The organism is Streptomyces sp. NBC_00996 (assembly GCF_045162675.1).
Taxonomy (GTDB): domain Bacteria; phylum Actinomycetota; class Actinomycetes; order Streptomycetales; family Streptomycetaceae; genus Streptomyces.
Genome location: NZ_CP108723.1, coordinates 363139 through 379794, shown reverse-complemented (window position 1 = coordinate 379794; position 16656 = coordinate 363139). Strand labels below are relative to the sequence as shown.

Annotated in this window: 15 protein-coding genes and 2 pseudogenes; 10 read left to right on the top strand and 7 right to left on the bottom strand. The window is 70.3% G+C overall.

Annotated elements, in window-relative coordinates:
* Window positions 1-126: 126 nt before the first annotated feature.
* On the top strand, window positions 127-582 hold the full coding sequence (locus tag OG390_RS01895; protein ID WP_406164677.1) for a Crp/Fnr family transcriptional regulator: 456 nt from the start codon (window positions 127-129) through the stop codon (window positions 580-582).
* Window positions 583-651: 69 nt separating this feature from the next.
* Here OG390_RS01895 and OG390_RS01890 read toward each other — a convergent pair whose 3' ends face one another.
* Window positions 652-1200: a universal stress protein gene (locus OG390_RS01890; RefSeq protein WP_406164676.1), complete on the bottom strand. Its 549-nt coding sequence runs from the start codon at window positions 1198-1200 to the stop codon at window positions 652-654.
* 433 nt (window positions 1201-1633) lie between these two features.
* On the opposite strand from OG390_RS01890, the gene OG390_RS01885 reads away from it, so the two are divergent.
* Window positions 1634-2371, top strand: coding sequence for a universal stress protein (locus OG390_RS01885; protein WP_406164675.1), 738 nt, complete (start codon window positions 1634-1636; stop codon window positions 2369-2371).
* A gap of 383 nt (window positions 2372-2754) precedes the next feature.
* On the opposite strand, the gene OG390_RS01880 is transcribed toward OG390_RS01885, so the two are convergent.
* Window positions 2755-3897 carry a site-2 protease family protein gene (locus OG390_RS01880; protein WP_406164674.1) on the bottom strand — a complete coding sequence of 381 codons (1143 nt, stop codon included), beginning with the start codon at window positions 3895-3897 and terminating at the stop codon, window positions 2755-2757.
* Between the two features lie 456 nt (window positions 3898-4353).
* Between OG390_RS01880 and OG390_RS01875 the strand changes: the two are divergent.
* Both OG390_RS01875 and OG390_RS01870 read left to right on the top strand, forming a co-directional pair.
* A pseudogene (locus OG390_RS01875) lies at window positions 4354-4601 on the top strand (DNA polymerase/3'-5' exonuclease PolX); the annotation flags it as partial.
* A gap of 153 nt (window positions 4602-4754) precedes the next feature.
* On the top strand, window positions 4755-5093 hold the full coding sequence (locus OG390_RS01870; RefSeq protein WP_406164673.1) for a hypothetical protein: 339 nt from the start codon (window positions 4755-4757) through the stop codon (window positions 5091-5093).
* A gap of 80 nt (window positions 5094-5173) precedes the next feature.
* Here OG390_RS01870 and OG390_RS01865 read toward each other — a convergent pair whose 3' ends face one another.
* From OG390_RS01865 to OG390_RS01855, 3 genes are all read right to left on the bottom strand, one after another.
* Window positions 5174-5485, bottom strand: a complete 312-nt coding sequence (locus OG390_RS01865) for a hypothetical protein (protein ID WP_406164672.1) — start codon at window positions 5483-5485, stop codon at window positions 5174-5176.
* 716 nt (window positions 5486-6201) lie between these two features.
* Window positions 6202-6903 carry a response regulator gene (locus OG390_RS01860; protein ID WP_406164671.1) on the bottom strand — a complete coding sequence of 234 codons (702 nt, stop codon included), beginning with the start codon at window positions 6901-6903 and terminating at the stop codon, window positions 6202-6204.
* Between the two features lie 543 nt (window positions 6904-7446).
* Window positions 7447-7911, bottom strand: coding sequence for a Crp/Fnr family transcriptional regulator (locus OG390_RS01855; protein WP_406164670.1), 465 nt, complete (start codon window positions 7909-7911; stop codon window positions 7447-7449).
* Window positions 7912-7929: 18 nt separating this feature from the next.
* Here OG390_RS01855 and OG390_RS01850 point away from each other — a divergent pair, with 18 nt between their 5' ends.
* Window positions 7930-8088, top strand: a complete 159-nt coding sequence (locus tag OG390_RS01850; protein WP_406164669.1) for a hypothetical protein — start codon at window positions 7930-7932, stop codon at window positions 8086-8088.
* Here the strand turns inward: OG390_RS01850 and OG390_RS01845 are convergent.
* Window positions 8082-9794, bottom strand: a complete 1713-nt coding sequence (locus OG390_RS01845) for a SulP family inorganic anion transporter (protein ID WP_406164668.1) — start codon at window positions 9792-9794, stop codon at window positions 8082-8084. The genes OG390_RS01850 and OG390_RS01845 overlap by 7 nt on opposite strands.
* Window positions 9795-10024: 230 nt before the next feature.
* On the opposite strand from OG390_RS01845, the gene OG390_RS01840 reads away from it, so the two are divergent.
* The 4 genes from OG390_RS01840 (at window position 10025) to OG390_RS01825 (ending at window position 13675) form a co-directional block, all read left to right on the top strand.
* The gene (locus OG390_RS01840; protein WP_406164667.1) at window positions 10025-10654 is read left to right on the top strand and encodes a hypothetical protein; all 630 of its coding nucleotides are present in this window, start codon (window positions 10025-10027) and stop codon (window positions 10652-10654) included.
* 151 nt (window positions 10655-10805) lie between these two features.
* Window positions 10806-11750, top strand: coding sequence for a universal stress protein (locus tag OG390_RS01835; protein WP_406164666.1), 945 nt, complete (start codon window positions 10806-10808; stop codon window positions 11748-11750).
* 24 nt (window positions 11751-11774) lie between these two features.
* The gene (locus OG390_RS01830) at window positions 11775-12797 is read left to right on the top strand and encodes a zinc-dependent alcohol dehydrogenase (protein ID WP_406164665.1); all 1023 of its coding nucleotides are present in this window, start codon (window positions 11775-11777) and stop codon (window positions 12795-12797) included.
* A 5-nt stretch (window positions 12798-12802) separates the two neighbouring features.
* Window positions 12803-13675 carry a universal stress protein gene (locus OG390_RS01825; protein WP_406164664.1) on the top strand — a complete coding sequence of 291 codons (873 nt, stop codon included), beginning with the start codon at window positions 12803-12805 and terminating at the stop codon, window positions 13673-13675.
* Window positions 13676-13786: 111 nt separating this feature from the next.
* Here OG390_RS01825 and OG390_RS01820 read toward each other — a convergent pair.
* A pseudogene (locus tag OG390_RS01820) lies at window positions 13787-14196 on the bottom strand (polyphosphate kinase 2); the annotation flags it as partial.
* 51 nt (window positions 14197-14247) lie between these two features.
* Between OG390_RS01820 and OG390_RS01815 the strand changes: the two are divergent.
* The gene (locus tag OG390_RS01815; protein ID WP_406164663.1) at window positions 14248-16629 is read left to right on the top strand and encodes a phosphoketolase; all 2382 of its coding nucleotides are present in this window, start codon (window positions 14248-14250) and stop codon (window positions 16627-16629) included.
* The last annotated feature ends 27 nt before the right edge of the window (window positions 16630-16656 follow it).

Here is a 16656-nt window from a genome sequence, read left to right as displayed (position 1 = left end):
ACAGCGCTGGGTGCGAGCCCCTCGCCCACCCGACCACGAAGACCACGGCCCCGCACGGTGAGACATCGTGACCGGATACGAAGCCCGCCCCGCTGCCGAGGCCATGGAGAAGGGAAGGCCACAGTGGTGACGAGGCCCGGCGTTTTCGGCGCCCTGAGCAAGGAGCATCGCGAGCAGATCATGTCGCTCGCTCGTGAGGTGTCGTTCGCGACGGGCGAGCGCATCTTCAACGAAGGCGGAAAGGCCGACCGCTTCTGGATCATCCACACCGGCACAGTGGCTCTCGACCTTCACGTGCCCGGCCGGCAAGCAGCGGTCATCGAGACCCTCGGTGCCGGGAAACTGCTGGGCTGGTCCTGGCTGGTCCCTCCCCATCACTGGCATCTGGGGGCCGAGGCCAGCAGCCCGGTGCGTGCCTACGAGTTTGACGCGACGGCGGTCCGCGAGATGTGTGCGAAGGACCGCCGGCTGGACCACGAGCTGTGCACCTACGCCCTCGGCGTGCTCGCACGCCGACTCAGGTCCGCCCGGGTACGCCTGCTCGACCTGTATGCACCCCACGGCGCGGGCGAAGTGCCCTGACGAGGCGAGAAGAGGCGGTTGGACATGCCCGACACCCCTCACATCGTGAGCGCAGCACGCCACTAATCCTCAACAACCACAGCTACACCGTTGATTGCGTTGATTGGACAGTCCGTGGCCGCGCGCCTGGTGCGCGCCGTGGTGCAGCTCCACTTTCGGGTGCGTCGCGGTGCGGCCCGCGACCGTCTCGCACAGCACGCGGCGGTCCCGCACCGCGGCGTCCTCGTCCAGGACACCGAGGAGCGGCGGATGCCACACGTAAAGGGCCCGCAGGAGCGCTCCTCGCAGGGCCGCCTCCTCGAACGTCACATCCACCGCCGCGGCCGAGTGCGGACTGCCGTCGACGCCGACCACGAAGTACGCGGACTGCTGGGTGGTGGGTTCCGGCTCCGGTACGACCGCAACCGGGCAGGGAGCGTGGGCGGTGAGCGGAAGGGCCACTGAAGCGGAGGTGAACATTTCACGCCGTCTGCTCAGGTGCCAGGAGCCCACCACGACCGAGGCGGCTCTCCGCGTCTCCTCGCGCAGGACCCACGCCGGCTCTCCTTCCGCCAGCAGGGTCGACACCTCCACCGTCGGCAGCCGGGACTCGACGAAGGCGACCGCCTCCTTGAGCACCTGGTCACCCAGCCCATGCAGCGCCCGGTTCCACTCCTCCCAGGACGGCCGTATCTCCCCGACCGGTATCCGCGGGTCGGGGAGACCCTGGGCATGGACGAGCTGAAGCGGCAGGGCAGGTCAATCCGCTTCGTCGGCGGCCCAGGCGAGCGCCAGCCGCTTCGAGGGATCGGGGCCGACGCCCACCACGATCGGCGGACGCCCGTCCACATCAGTCATGGCATCTCCAAGAGGTCTCCACGCCGCCGTCCGTCCACTGTGCTTCCAGCCTCGCCCCTGCCGCCGAGCTCCGCCACGCCAAGTCTTCGCGATGCGGGGCGTTGCCCGCTGCTGGAGGCTGGAGGAAGGAGGAAGGAGGGAGGCGGGCCAATAGGTGTCGGCCGCCCGAGCGGTAGGCCGGATCAGCCCGTAGCAGGTGAGACGGAGGCGTGTCGTGGGGAACCCGGTCGTTGTGGGAGTGGACGGCTCGCCGTCGAGCCTGGACGCGGTGGAGGTCGCGGCACACGAGGCCGGCCTGCGTGGCGTGGGACTGCGGTTGATGCACGCCTTCGGGTGGCCGTCGCTGCACGTACCGCCCGGCGGGCCCCCCTGGAATCCAACCGTGGCGAGGTTGCGCGAGCTGGTGGACGGCACACTGATCCAGGCCGAGCAGCGGGCCCGCGGAGCCGTGCCGCAGGTGGAGATCACGCGAGAGGTCACTGTCGGTGAGCCGCTGATGGTGCTGGAGATAGAGTCGCGGACCGCCTCGCTCGTCGTGGTCGGCAGCCGCGGACTGGGTGCGTTCGGCAGCCTGCTGCTCGGTTCCACTGCCGTACACCTTGCCGCCCACGGGCGCTGCCCGGTGCTGGTGGTGCGCGGTCGGCCGGGCCCGAGCGGTCCCGTACTGCTCGCGGTCGACGGCTCACCAGCGGGCGAGGGAGCCGTCGAGTTCGCCTTCGCGGAGGCGTCACTGCGCGGCGTGGACCTGGTGGCACTGCACGTCTGGAACACGTGGAGCGAGCGGGCCCACGAGGAGGGTCCGATCGATCCTCTGAACGTGGTGGTGGACATCGACCGGCTCCGCGACGAGGAACAGCACCAGGGGCCACAGCACAGCGGTGTTGCGTTCCGGTGTGGCCGCTGCTCGGGCATGCGGCCGACCACACCGCTGCTTTGTGGAAACAGCACGTGACCAGTTCCGATGCGTCCACGGAGAACCCGCAGACGCTCGTGTTCCCCCTTGGTACGCCGTCGCCGTCGCCGTCGCCGTCGCCGCTCGCCGCCGACGGGCTCGGCAGCCGGCCCGGCGGAGAGGTGACCGGTGCCCTGGTGGTCCGCCGGCTCGCGTCGACCGGGCCTGTCCTGACCGATGAGGACGACGCACGCGCGGCCCTGCACGCCTACGACAGTGAGGTGTACGCGGCGCGCGCGGCGACGGCGACGGACTGGCCACGATGGGCACAGTCGTCGCGGGCGCCGTCGTACTGCCCCAGTCGCTACGTCAGGAAATGGGCCGACCGGATACAAGCGGGACCCCGGCCCCGACGTGGCCCGCCCGGTGGTGCCGTGCCACGGTCACGGACCACCGCGCCGGCCGGGGGCGGCGTTCATCAGCCATGTCACCGTACGGCTGACGTCCGAGAGCGAGACGATTCCGACGAGCCTGCCGCCGTCCAGGACCAGGACCCGGTGCTCGGCGCCCGGCTCCATGCGCGGCAGCAGATCCGCCAGCGGGCTGTCCGGCCCCACCACGATGGTCTGCGACAGAGGCACCATCACCTCCCTCACCGTCACGGCATGGGTCTCAGCCTGCGGCACCCGTCTGGCGCCCTCCAGGGTCACCAGCCCGATCGGGGCCCCGTCGTCGGTCACCGGGAACGCCGAATGCCGGTAGCGGTAGCGCGCACCGGTGAGGAAGCCCGCGACCGTGGTGTCCGCAGGAACCGTGAGAGGTTCGGTCGTCATGGCGTCCCGCACCGGGACACCGGCGAGCACGCCGCGCATCTGGGCCTGCCGCCCCTCGGCGGTGGCGGCCGCGATGAGGAACCAACCGATCAGCGCCAACCACAGGCCGCCGAACGCGCCGGTCCTCATGAACGCGATCAGTCCGAGGACTACCAGCAGCCACCCGAGGACCCGCCCCGCCGCGGTCGCGCCGGCGGTCGCCCGCAGCCGGTCTCCCGTGCGCCACCACAGGAACGCGCGCAGCAGCCGGCCACCGTCGAGCGGCGCGGCGGGCAACGCGTTGAAGACCGCGAGCAGCACATTGATGCCCGCCAGCCACGCCACCATCTCCACCACGATCCCGGACACGGACGCCACGTCGAGCAGCCAGGCGCCGAGTGTGAACAGCCCGCCCAGCAGGAGGCTGACGAGCGGGCCGACCCCGGCGATCCTGAGCTCCGCGCCAGGGCTGGACGCCTCGGACCTGAGGCGGGCCGCCCCGCCCAGCAGCCACAGCACGATGTCGTCCACCTCGACCCCGTTGCGCCGGGCCACGACGGCGTGCGCCAGCTCATGCGCGAGCAGGGAAGCGAAGAAGACCACGGCGGTGCACAGGCCGGCCGCCCAGTACACCGCCCAGGCACGCCCCGGATACGTCTCCGGAAGGCGGCCCTGCGACAGGCCGAACGCGATGATGCCGAAGATGAGCAGCACGCTCCAGTGCACGCCTACCCGGACTCCGGCGATCCGGCCCAGCACGAACGTCGCCCGCACAGCGCTCTCCCCTGCTCGAACCGTCACCCGGCAGACAGCCGTCCCGCTCCGACCGCCGCCCCACCCCCGCCGCGCCTTACCGCCGCCCCGCCCCGTTCGGTCGGACGACGCGAGCACACAGACCCCGATCCCCAGGGAAGCGCAATGGGTCGGCGCGAAGGGAATACCACCACCTATGGGGACGACCTCCGGGTCACGGGCCTGGCCCCCGCCGGCTCATCGGGAGTGATGCACGATGTGCACACCACTTCGTTGTTGATCACACGCTCGCCTCGGACCTCTCGCTGCGCGGATCCTCTGACCTCCAGTACACCCTCGGACCGACGACTTCGCGCGCCGGAGGGCCACGGAGACATGGCGAGCACTGCAGGGTGCGACCACCTCGGTGCGGTCGTAGTGCCGCCGGGGCAAGCCCTCAACTGGCATGCCGGACAGGTCGGTTCCTGGACTTGAGGGGTGGTCCGGCCCGAAGAGGAGGTCGAGACACTCCTTCAGGAGTACGCGGACCTCATCGCCATCACCGGAGGCGAAGCGTTCAAAGCGCGCGCCTACGAAAAAACGCCCGCGCGATCGGCGGCTACCCCGCCGATGTTTCCCACCTCGACGTCGCGGGTCTGAAAGAAATCCCGGGCGTAGGCAAGTCGATCGCCGAGAAAGTCATCGAGTATTTCCGCACCGGCAGGGTCACGGTGGTCGAGGAGAGGTGAGCCAGGATTCCCGCAGGGGTACGGCAGCTCATCACCATCCCCATCCGTCGGTCAGTTCACTCACCGAGGAGATGCGCAGATCTTCGCCGCAAGACGTTCAGCAAGTTCGAGTTCAAGCGGGACCGGCATCCGCGCACCGTGCAGGCATACATGCTGGATATCAAGATGCTCAAAGGCGGGGACATTGACGCCGGGCCCGACGGCCAAACGCAACGGTGTTGCACACCATGGGACGTCATCTCGACCTGCCGCAGCAGCACGTGGTCTGGTCCGGGCGCCGTTGTTTCCCTTGGAACAGCCCAAGGCGCGCAGGAGTCTCTACCCAACGTGCTTGCGGAAGGACAGCGTGAGGACTTGGTCCAAGTCCTCAACAAGGACCTGCTGCTCGCGCAGTGGCCGGTGCTGCGACTTTTTGTCATTCGGCATCTCCGCGGTGTCCGGGAAGACGCCTTCCCGGGGCTTGCACAAACAGTCACGCCCGCCACATGAGCCTTCAAGCCTCACCCTGCGACAGGGGGCCCGGTAGTTGCGGGGTGAGGCCGGTCCCTCGGGGCCGTACCCGAGGCGGATCACCGTGTGCGCGTGGCAGGGGTGGGAGCCGATCGACGCCACGAGTTGTTTGCGCAGGTCGGGCCACTCCAGCGCCTGGCGCGGGAGCGATGCCTGGACGCGTGGGGTGTGGCGACCAGCAGGACCTGTTCGAGGGCCCGGCCCGCGCGCAGCCAGTCCGTGCGGCGGTCGTGCCCGGTGGACAGGACGGCGATCGAGGGCCGTTTTTCGAAGGGACGGGCGGGGAGCATGTCCGCGTGATGGTGGGCGCCGAAGTCGCGCATCGGGATGCGGTCCAGGAAGTCCTGAGGACCAAGCACCTCGGGTGACATGCCCAGGCCAGTGCTGTCCGCTTCAACCAGCGGCGGCTCTCCGCAGCTCGGTCGGCATCGAGGGAGTTGCGGCGCTCCGCATCCCCAATGATGCGCAGCACGCTGTCGGTCCGGCCGGGGGAGAGGTGGTGCAGCAGGGCACCTTCCGAGTGGACCACTTCGGCGAGTTCGGTGAGTACGGAGGTGGGCAGAGACCGTTCCGAGAAGGGGAAGCGGCGGCTGCTGTGCCGGCGCCACACGGCGTCGTACAGGGAAGAGCGCGAGGCCGTCCTGGAGGTGCCGGCAAGGCGTACGGCGGCGAGCAGGTCCGGCTCGTCGGGGCGCGGGAGCAGCCGGTGAACCGGTTCCCAGCCGAAGTGCTCGACCGCGACCCGCAGGTTCAGGACGCAGCGGCCGACGGGCAGGTGCAGAGCCCGGCCGGTCGGGTCGATGTGGCGCAGGCCGCGGCGCGTGGCCGCGCGGATCTCCAGCGTGAGCGTGTCCGCATCGAGGCGGAAGCGCCAGGGCTGGGTGTTGTGGATCGACGGTGCGGCCACGGCGAGACCAGCGTCTCCAGGGTGATGCCGTCGAGGGCTGTGGTGCGCATCGGAGCCTCCTCCCTGCCCTGCGCCTTCGGGGCGGCGGGCTTACGCTCACCGCACCAGCGTGGCGTCTGGCACGGCAGGAGCGGCAGGGCCGTCCGGCCCTGCGCGGGTTTCGGACGGCCCTGCCGGTACTCACCGAGCGGGACGTTCGCCCTTGTCCGTCTGGTCCAGGTGGGAGGCCAGTACCGCGGCCTGGACCCGGCGCTGGACGCCGAGTTTGGCCAGCAGACGGGAGATGTGGTTCTTGACGGTCTTCTCCGACAGGTAGAGCTTCTTGCCGATCTCACGGTTGGTCAGCCCGTCGCCGATCAGCGCGAGGATGTCCCTCTCGCGCGGTGACAGGCTCGCAAGCTCGGACGGCACGGCAGGGCTCTCCGCAGGGTCGGCTCGCAGCGAGCGCATCAGGCGAGCCGTGGTGGCGGGGTCCAACATCGACTGGCCCGACGCCACCGTGCGTACCGCTGAGACCAGGTCGGATCCCCTGATCTGCTTGAGGACGTAGCCGGATGCGCCGGCCATGATCGCGTCGAGCAGAGCCTCCTCGTCGTCGAACGAGGTCAGCATCAGACAGGACAACTCCGGCATCTGGCTGCGCAGTTCCCGGCATACCGAGATGCCGTCGCCGTCCGGTAGGCGCACGTCGAGGACGGCGACATCGGGGCGCAGCGCCGGTCCTCGCGCCAGGGCGTGGTCGACGGTGCCTGCATCACCGACCACCGAGATATCCGGCTCGGCGTCGAGCAGGTCGGCCAGGCCGCGGCGGACAACCTCGTGGTCGTCCAGCAGAAACACACGGATCGGGTTCTGCTCGCTGAAAGTGCGTGGCTCGGCCATGGCGACCCCTCGTTCCCCAGACGAGGGACAGCCTGCAGGCTGTCCCTGGGGACGATCATCACTCGCCCGGACCGAATGCACCAGGGCCGACCGGCCCCCCTCGTACCGAGGACGGGGCCCTGGGGGCCCAACGGCCAGACTGCCTTGTGGGTCTGGTCGGTGCCGGCAACGCGATCCTCCGGAGCGGCACGTCGAAGCTTCGCAGGGGTGGATCAGCGGCATTCCGGCGGGCCACAGGATTGCTGAGTCCGCGTGGGCCGGTAGCCTCCGAAGGGCAGTCTCTGCAGGGTCGGTTCGGAGATCTTCACCATGGTGCGGCGCCGCGGTGCCCTGGTCCTACCGCCCTACGCTCCGGCAGGTTCATGCCGAACCGACACTCTCGGTGCCGCCCGTCGGCGCGTCCGTGGCCTCGGATGACCTTCCCTGGCGCGCCAGGTCGAATTGGCCGATGGCGGCGACCGAGTGCGTTATGACGTCGCTGACGATGCGCGGGGGCCGTGCATGGTCGCTCCCTCTCGCTGTCGCTTCGGCTCGCATGCGCGCTCAGACGTGGCTGCCGGCGCCGTACGGGGCGTACAGGTCCAACAGCCGGGTCCGGGCGGAGCGGAGGCGGTGGGCGAGCACGTCACCGACCCATTGGGCGATGGTGCTGCCCATCGCCGGGTCTTCCTGGCACATGAGGCGGACGGCCGTGGCGTCGAATTCGTATGCCCGCACCGGGGTCGTCGCCTCGGCGCCCAGGTGCCAGACGTGCGGGGTGAACAACCAGGACCAGCCGATCAGTTCGTTGTGCCGGAGGGTCTCGATGACGGCTGCGCAACGGCCGGGCACGTGCATGTCGAGCTCGACCGTGCCGGTGCGGATGATCCAGAACCGGTCGGCGCGCCCGCCTTCCTCAAACAGCCGCGTCCCTTGCGCGAAGGTCACCTCACGGGCGACGCGCATGAGCCGCTGCCGGTGTTCGGCGGGCAGGGCGCGCAGCATGCTGGGCGTGGGGGTAGCGATCACGGCCTGCCTCCCGGCGGGGTGTTGGAACTGCCTTGGCTGCCCTTCCACAAACTCGGTGTCTCGAAGTACGAGGCGCTCGGTATCCCCTTCCGCCTTCGGGACAACCCGGTCCCCGACCCCGTCATGACCGAGAACGTCCGCGCGCGCTTCAGGCAGCAGGGCGTTGCGGCCTACTGACTGCCGAGCCAGATCCGATACGCGGCCACGGCAGTCGGAAGCGTCGGGAAGATCCGGTCCTTGCCGACCGAGTCCGCCAGGCCGTACGCCTCGAGGTCGTCCAGGAGGTCCTGTTTGACCCGGGCGAGGGCGAACACGATGCCGCGGTGGGTCAGTTCGCGGCGCAGTTCGTCGACCGCGTCGAGGGCCGTGATGTCCACCTCCACATTGGCCTCGGTATTGAGGACGAACCAGCGGACGGGGCCGGTCTGGTCGTCGACCGCGGCCAGGGCGCGGTGCCGGAAGTCCTCCGCGTTGGCGAAGAACAGCGGAGAGTCGTAGCGGTAGACGAGCAGACCGGGGATGGTGCGGGCCTGCGGGTAGTCGTCGACGTCGTGCATCCCGGCCATGCCGGGGACCAGGCCCTCGACGGCGTCGTGCGGTCGTGCCACCCGGGTCAGCAGTTCGGCCACCGACAGGCCGACGGCCACGATCACGCCGTACAGGATGTCCAGGGCGAGCACCCCGGCGAGGCATCCGAGGGCCAGGAGCATTTCCCGTCGGCGGAAGGACGCCAGCCGGCGGAAGCCCGCGAAATCGATCATGCGGGCTGCGGCGTAGACGACGAGCGCGCCGAGCACGGCGGACGGGGTCCGCGTCAGCAGCGGGCTGAGGAAGAGCAGCACGGCGAGCACCAACGTCCCGGCCACCAGGGAGTACGCCTGGCTGCGGGCGCCCGCAGAAGAGGCGAGCGCGGTGCGGCTGGCGCTGCTGCTCACGGGGAAGCCGTGCAGCGCCCCGGCGCCGAGGTTGGCCGTGCCCAGGGCGAGGAACTCCTGGTTGGCGTCGAGTCCGGGACCTTCGTCGTCGCGGTCGGTGAAGGCCCGTGCGGTGAGAATGAAGTCGGTGTAGGCGACCAGCAGCACACCGAGCGCGGGCAGCACGAGGTGCGGCAGCTCGCTCAGATCCGGAACCGCGAGGCTCGGCAGGCCGGACGGGACATCGCCGATCACCTTCAGTCCGTACCGGCCGTCGAGGTCGAAGGCCACCACGGCGGTGGTGCCGAGGACGACGGCCACCAGCGGGCCGGGCACGGCACGGGCGTAACGGGTCATCACGAAGAGGAACACGAGGACGGCGACGGAGAAGAGGACGGTGGACAGGTGCGCGTCCGGCAAGTGGCTGACGAAGGACCACAGCTGGGGGAAGAACTCCGATCCGGTCGTCTGCACGCCGGTGAGTTTGGGCAGCTGGTCCACCGTCATGATGAGCGCCACGCCCGCGAGATAGCCGATCAGCACGGGGCGGGAGAGCAGGTGGGCGAGGAAACCCAGCCGCACCGCCCTCGCCGCCAGGCACAGCAGTCCGACCGTGACCGCGAGGGCCGCCGCCGACGACGCGTAGCGCCCGGAGTCGCCGGCGGCGAGCGGACCGACGACCGTGGCCGTCATGAGCGCGGTCGTGGACTCCGGGCCGACCGAGAGCAGTCGCGAGGAACCGAACAGCGCGTACAGCGCGAGGGCCGGCAGGATCGCCCACAGGCCCGCCACGGGAGGCAGCCCCGCAACCCCTGCGTAGGCCATGACTTGCGGCACGAGGTACGCGGCCACCGTTACGCCGGCCAGCAGGTCGCCCTTGAGCCACGCACCCCGGTAGCCCAGGAGCGCGACGAGCCCGGGCGCCAGTCGGTGCCACCCCGAGACGTGCCTGCCCAAGCCCTGGGTCATCTGCCGCCTTCCGTCGTCTGACCTCATGATCCACCGGTGTGTGATCGGGCGCGAGACCTACGGGGACAGCCTGTGTGCCTGGCGTGCCGCATGGACCCCAACGGCCCCTGAAGGCAGGGCCGTTCAGCCCAGTGTGCACAGACCTTCGGCATCCGGTGCCGACCGGGGTGCGGGACGAGAGTAAGTCGCATCAGGCAACGAGCCGACCACCCCTGAAGGGAATTACGACCATGGCCGTGCACGAGCACCCTCACCGGAGCTCCGGCTTCCACCTGCCGTCGTTCCGCAGGCACCGGACCACCTCCGCATCCGAGTTCGCCGTGTCGGCACGCACCGACACGAGCACCGCGCGGGCGTACGCCTTCGCGTCCCTGCGTCTGCTCACCGGGTTCGTCTTCCTGTGGGCCTTCCTCGACAAGACCTTCGGCTTCGGCTACGCCACCCCGTCCGGCAAGGGCTGGATCGACGGCGGCTCGCCGGCGAAGGGCTTCCTCGGCTCCGTCGCCGCCGGGCCCATGGAGTCCACCTTCCACTCCTGGGCCGGCGACCCGTGGGCGGACTGGCTGTTCATGCTCGGCCTGCTCGGGATCGGCCTCGCCGTGACCGCCGGGTTCGCGCTGCGGATCGCCGCCCTCGCGGGCACCGCGATGATGGCGCTGATGTGGATCGCCGAGTGGCCGCCCGCCAAGCACCTCTCGGACGGCTCGCCGAGCATGTCCACGAATCCGTTCGCCGACTACCACGTCATCTACGCCGTGGCCCTGATCGTCCTGGCTGTCGCCGCCGCCGGCGACACCCTGGGTGTCGGCAAGCTCTGGGCCAAGCTCCCGCTCGTCCGCAGTAGCCGCTGGCTTCGGTGACCGCGGGAGGCGCGGCGGGCCCCGACGCGGGTCCGCCGTGCCGAGTCGTACAGGGGGTCGGTCGGCCCACATCCGGGACCAGCGGCCCCTGCCGGAGGAAGTCCCCGAACACAACGCTCGAATCGGCTCCTCGCCCCAGGAGGTGGAGATCATGCTCCGCACCATCACCGTAGGCCTCGACGGCTCGCCGGAGAGCCGGGCCGCCGCAGAATGGGCGGCCCGCGAAGCGAAGCTGCGCGACCTGCCACTGAAGATCGTCCACATCTGGGAGCCGGTACCGGAGCCCAGGGCTCAGGCGCCCCTCCTCGGAGGGGAGACCCATCAGCACTGGACCGAGCGAAGCGAGATGGGGGTGCCCCCAACCGAAGGCTGGGGGAGGATCCCCCGCGATGCCGCCGAGGGCATCAGCCTGCGCCATCCCGGCGTCGAGGTGACCAGCGAGCACGTCGCCGGCCGCCCGGGCGAGGTCCTCGCCGAGGTGGCGAAGAGCGCCGAACTGCTCGTCCTGGGCTCGCGCGGCCTCGCCGGGATCGGCGGGTTCATGGTCGGCTCCGTCGGCCTGTCCGTCGTCGCGCACGCGGAGCGCCCCGTGGTGCTGGTCCGCGCGCTGGAGCCGGCCGCTGACGAGCATGAGATGGACCCGGCGGGTGTTCCGTCCGCCGCCACGCCGTTCCGGCCCGTGGTTCTCGGACTCGACGTCGAGCGCCCGGACGGGACACTGCTCGAGTTCGCCTTCGACGCCGCCGCGCGCCGCGCCACGTCCCTGAACGTCGTACACGGCTGGTTCCCGCCGCCCTATTACGCCTACGGCACGCCCGCCAACCCCGCACTGCACGAAGCACTGGCCTTGAGCGACTCCAAGACTCTGGCCGAGGCGCTGCGGCCCTGGCGGCAGAAATTCCCGGACGTGGAGGTCGTCGAGACCTCCCGCTACGGCAGCGCGGCCGTCCACGTCGTGGACGCCTCCCGCGAGGCCTCCCTCGTCGTCGTGGGTCGGCGGATCCGCCGCAGCCCGTTCGGCGCCCACATCGGCCACATCACACACGCCGTGCTGCACCACTCCACCGCCCCCGTCGCCGTCGTGCCCCACGGCTGACCGATTCCCAGGAAGAAGAGACTCATGAAGGCAGCGGTCGTACGAGCATTCGGCGAGCCCCTGGTCATCGAGGAGCGCCCCAACCCGGAGCCCGGCCCAGGCCAAGTCCGCGTCCGTGTGGAGGCGTCCGGGCTCTGCCACACCGACATCCACGCGGCGCACGGCGACTGGCCGGTCAAGCCGAACCCGCCCTTCGTCCCTGGGCACGAGGGCGTCGGCCTCGTCGAGGCGCTCGGCGAGGGTGTCACCCACCTGTCTGTCGGGCAGCGGGTCGCCGTGCCGTGGCTCGGCAAGGCGTGCGGGCGGTGCGAGCACTGCCTGTCCGGCTGGGAGACGCTCTGCGAGCAGCAGGTCAACACCGGCTACGGCTGCGACGGCGGCTACGCCGAGAAGATGCTCGCCTGGGCCGACTTCGCACAACCGGTTCCGCAGGGCATCACCGCCCTGGAGGCCGCCCCGCTGACCTGCGCGGGTGTGACGACGTACAAGGCGCTGAAGGTCGCAGACGTCCGGCCCGCCCAGCTCGTCGCGATCTCGGGCATCGGCGGGCTCGGCCATCTGGCCGTGCAGTACGCGAAAATCGCCGGCGCCACGGTCGCCGCGATCGACGTCACCGACGAGAAGCTCGAACTCGCCGCGGAACTGGGCGCCGACCTCGTCATCGACGCCCGCAAGCAAGACGTCGGCGAGGAACTCAAGCGGCACGGTGGCGCGCACGCGGCCATCGCACTGGCCGTGAACGACGCCGCCTTCGAGGCGGTCAACTCCGGTCTGCGGCGCGGCGGCAAGCTGGTCATGGTGGCCCTGCCGGCGCACGGCACGGTCAGGGTGCCCATTTTCGACACCGTGCTGAATGGCACCTCGGTGATCGGCTCGATCGTCGGCACGCGGCAGGACCTCGCCGAGGTCTTCCAACTGCACGCGGCCGGACGCACCGAGGTCATCTACGAGGCCCGTCCCCTCGCCTCCGTCAACGACTCCATCGACGAGGTGTTGCGTGGCGGGGTCAAGGCCCGGATCGTCTTCGACCTGAGTGCGGGACGGTGAGGACGGTGGACCTCCCGCTCGTCGTCGGGGTCGATGGCTCCGAACCCAGCCTGCGGGCCGTCGACTGGGCGGCCGACGAGGCCGCCCTGCGGGGGCTGCCGCTGCGCCTGGTGTACGCCTCGCTCTGGGAGCGGTACGAGGGTGCCGCGCTCGCGGGGGACCTGGGTGAGCCGTCCGAGCAGATCACGGCCGAGGACATCGTGCGGGTCGCCGCACAGCGGGCCCGCCTGCGCCACACCGACGTCGAGATCTCCACCGCCGTACTGCCCGAGGAACCCGAGTACGCACTCGTTCGCGAGGGACGCCACGCCTCTGCGGTGGTGCTCGGCACCCGCGGTCGCAGCGGTCTCGTCGAGATGCTGCTCGGGTCGGTCAGCCTCACCGTCGCCGCCCACGCGGACTGCCCGGTGATCGTGTTGCGCGGCAGCCACGACAACCAGGCCGGCGCCGGAATCCATGGCCGCGTCGTCGTGGGTGTCGGCGAGAAGGGGACGAACTCCGCCGCCCTGCGCTTTGCCTTCCAGGAGGCGAGGCTGCGCCACGTGCCCCTGGACGCCGTACGGGCCTGGCGGTGCCCGGCGCACGAGACCACCGACCACCCCCTGCTCGCCGGCGAACCGGCACGGCTGCACGAACAGCACGCCACCGAGGTCCTGGAGGAGGCACTGAAGAACGCACCCGCGGACGTGGAACTGCACCGGCGCACGATCGAGGGCCCGGCCCGCAGGGTGCTCCTGGCCATCTCACACGAGGCCGACCTGCTGGTGGTCGGCGCCCTGCGCAAACCGGGGCACATCGGACTCCAGTTGGGGCGTGTCGCCCACGCGACGCTGCACCACGCCGCCTGCGCTGTGGCGGTCGTACCCGAGTGGGTGTGAGAGGGGTGGCCGGCTACTCGGAGGCTCGCGGCGTGGTCGGGGACTTAGGTCTGCAGATCGCGCGAAAGGTGCACATAGCCGGTCGACTCCCGCCGCTTCGGCAGCTCAACGCTTTCGCCGGAACCGCTCCGGCTGCTCCGTGTCGCTCACCTGGAACCAGTACTTGCGCAGCAGGATCCCGTCTTCTACGAGCGTTCGCTCGAAGAGCGGGCATTGCCGCAGGAACAGCTGGTACTCCTCCTTCGTGCAGAAGCCCATCACGTGCTCGACGCCGGCCCGGTTGTACCTGGACCGGTCGGCTTGGGCAGCGCCGCGATCCGGTCGACACGGGGGTTGAGGCGCTCGGAGACCCGCTTGATGGTGCCGCCCTTGCCGACCGCGTCCCGGCCCTCGAAGACCACGATCAGCCAGGCGCCCTCCACGCGCACCCACTCCTGCAGCTTCACCAACTCGGTCTGCAGGTGCAGCAGTTCGTTCTCATACGTCTTGCGCGGCAGCCTCGCCGCATCCTTGTCGGCCATGCCGCCTCCACCGCCCGATGACCTACACCGACGACTTCCGGAGTCTCACCCATGTCCACGGTCGAACACCAGGACGCCACCGTGCTTTCCGATGAGGAGCTGCGCTCCCTGGACGCGCACTGGCGTGCCGCCAACTACCTCGCGGCGGGCCAGATCTACCTGATGTCCAACCCGCTGCTCACGGAACCCCTGAAGCCCGAGCACATCAAGCCCCGGCTGCTCGGCCACTGGGGCACCTCGCCCGGCCTCAACCTCGTGTACACCCACCTCAACCGCGTGATCAAGGCGCGTGGGCTCGACGCGCTGTGTGTCTGGGGTCCGGGACACGGCGGGCCGTCCGTGGTCGCGAACTCCTGGCTGGAGGGCAGCTACAGCGAGACCTACCCGGACGTGTCGCGCGACGCGCAGGGGATGGCGCGGCTCTTCCGGCAGTTCTCCTTCCCGGGCGGTGTGCCCAGCCATGTCGCCCCCGAGACGCCCGGCTCGATCCACGAGGGCGGTGAGCTGGGCTACTCGCTGGCGCACGCCTATGGCGCGGCCTTCGACAATCCGGACCTGCTGGTGGCCTGCGTGATCGGCGACGGTGAGGCGGAGACCGGGCCGCTGGCCGCGTCCTGGCACTCCAACAAGTTCCTCGACCCGGTGCACGACGGCGCCGTTCTGCCGATCCTGCACCTCAACGGCTACAAGATCGCCAACCCGACCGTGCTCGCCCGTCTCCCGGAGGCCGAACTCGACGCGCTGCTGCGGGGGTACGGCCACGATCCGATCCACGTGACCGGCGACGACCCGATCCACGTGCACCGGGCCATGGCCCAGGCCTTCGACGACGCGCTGGACCGTATCGCCGTGATGCAGCGGACCGCCCGCGAGGACGGTGTCACCGAGCGGGTGCACTGGCCGATGATCGTGCTGCGCACGCCGAAGGGCTGGACCGGGCCCGCCGAGGTCGACGGGGTACCCGTGGAGGGCACGTGGCGCGCCCACCAGGTCCCACTGGCCGGCGTTCGGGAAAACCGCGAGCACCTACGGCAGTTGGAGGCCTGGCTGCGCTCCTACCGGCCCGAGGAGCTCTTCGACCCGGACGGACGCCCCGTCGCGGACGTCCTCGCCTGCGTCCCCGATGGCGCCAAGCGGCTCGGTGCCACCCCGCACGCCAACGGCGGCCTCCTCGTCCGGGACCTGCCCATCGCCTCGCTCGGCGACTTCGCCGTGCCCGTCGACAAGCCGGGTACGACTCTGCACGAGCCCACCCGGGTCCTCGGCGACCTCCTCGCGCAGGTGATGAAGGACACCGGCGGGCGCCGGGACTTCCGGCTGGTCGGGCCGGACGAGACCGCCTCCAACCGGCTCCAGGCGGTCTTCGACGTCACCGGAAAGGCATGGCAGGCCCAGTACCTTCCGGTGGACGAACACCTTGAGCATCACGGCCGGGTGATGGAGATCCTCTCGGAGCACACCTGCCAGGGCTGGTTGGAGGGGTATCTGCTGACCGGTCGGCACGGGCTGTTCTCCTGCTACGAGGCGTTCGTGCACATCGTCGACTCGATGGTCAACCAGCACATCAAGTGGCTGAAGACATCAAGGCAGTTGCCGTGGCGTGCGCCGATCGCCTCCCTCAACTACCTGCTCACGTCGCACGTGTGGCGACAGGACCACAACGGCTTCTCCCACCAGGACCCCGGCTTCGTCGACCACGTCCTCAACAAGAGCCCCGAAGTCGTCCGCGTCTACCTGCCGCCGGACGCCAACACGCTATTGTCCGTCGCGGACCACGCGCTGCGCAGCCGGGACTACGTCAACGTGATCGTGGCCGGCAAGCAGCCCTGCTTCGACTGGCTCTCCATGGAGCAGGCCCGCGCTCACTGCGCGCGCGGCGCCGGCATCTGGGAGTGGGCGGGCACCGAGAACGGCGGCGAACCTGACGTCGTGCTGGCCTGCGCCGGTGACGTGCCCACCCAGGAGGTGCTGGCCGCCGCCCAGCTGCTGCGCCGTCACCTGCCGCAGCTCGCGGTCCGCGTGGTCAACGTCGTCGACATGACCCGGCTGCTGCCGCGCGAGGAACACCCGCACGGCATGAGCGACTTCGAGTACGACGGCCTGTTCACCGCCGACAAGCCGGTCGTCTTCGCCTACCACGGCTACCCGTGGCTGATCCACCGCCTGGCCTACCGCCGCACCGGCCACAAGAACCTGCACGTGCGCGGCTACAAGGAGTCCGGCACCACGACCACCCCGTTCGACATGGTCGTCCGCAACGACCTCGACCGCTACCGGCTGGTCATGGACGTCATCGACCGCGTCCCCGGCCTCGCCGTGCGCGCCGCCGCCGTCCGCCAGACGATGGCCGACGCCCGCACCAGCCACCACGCCTGGATCCGCGAACACGGCACCGACCTGCCCGAGGTCGCCGACTGGACCTGGAACGCCTGACTCCGCACCCCTGGAAGGAAACTCACA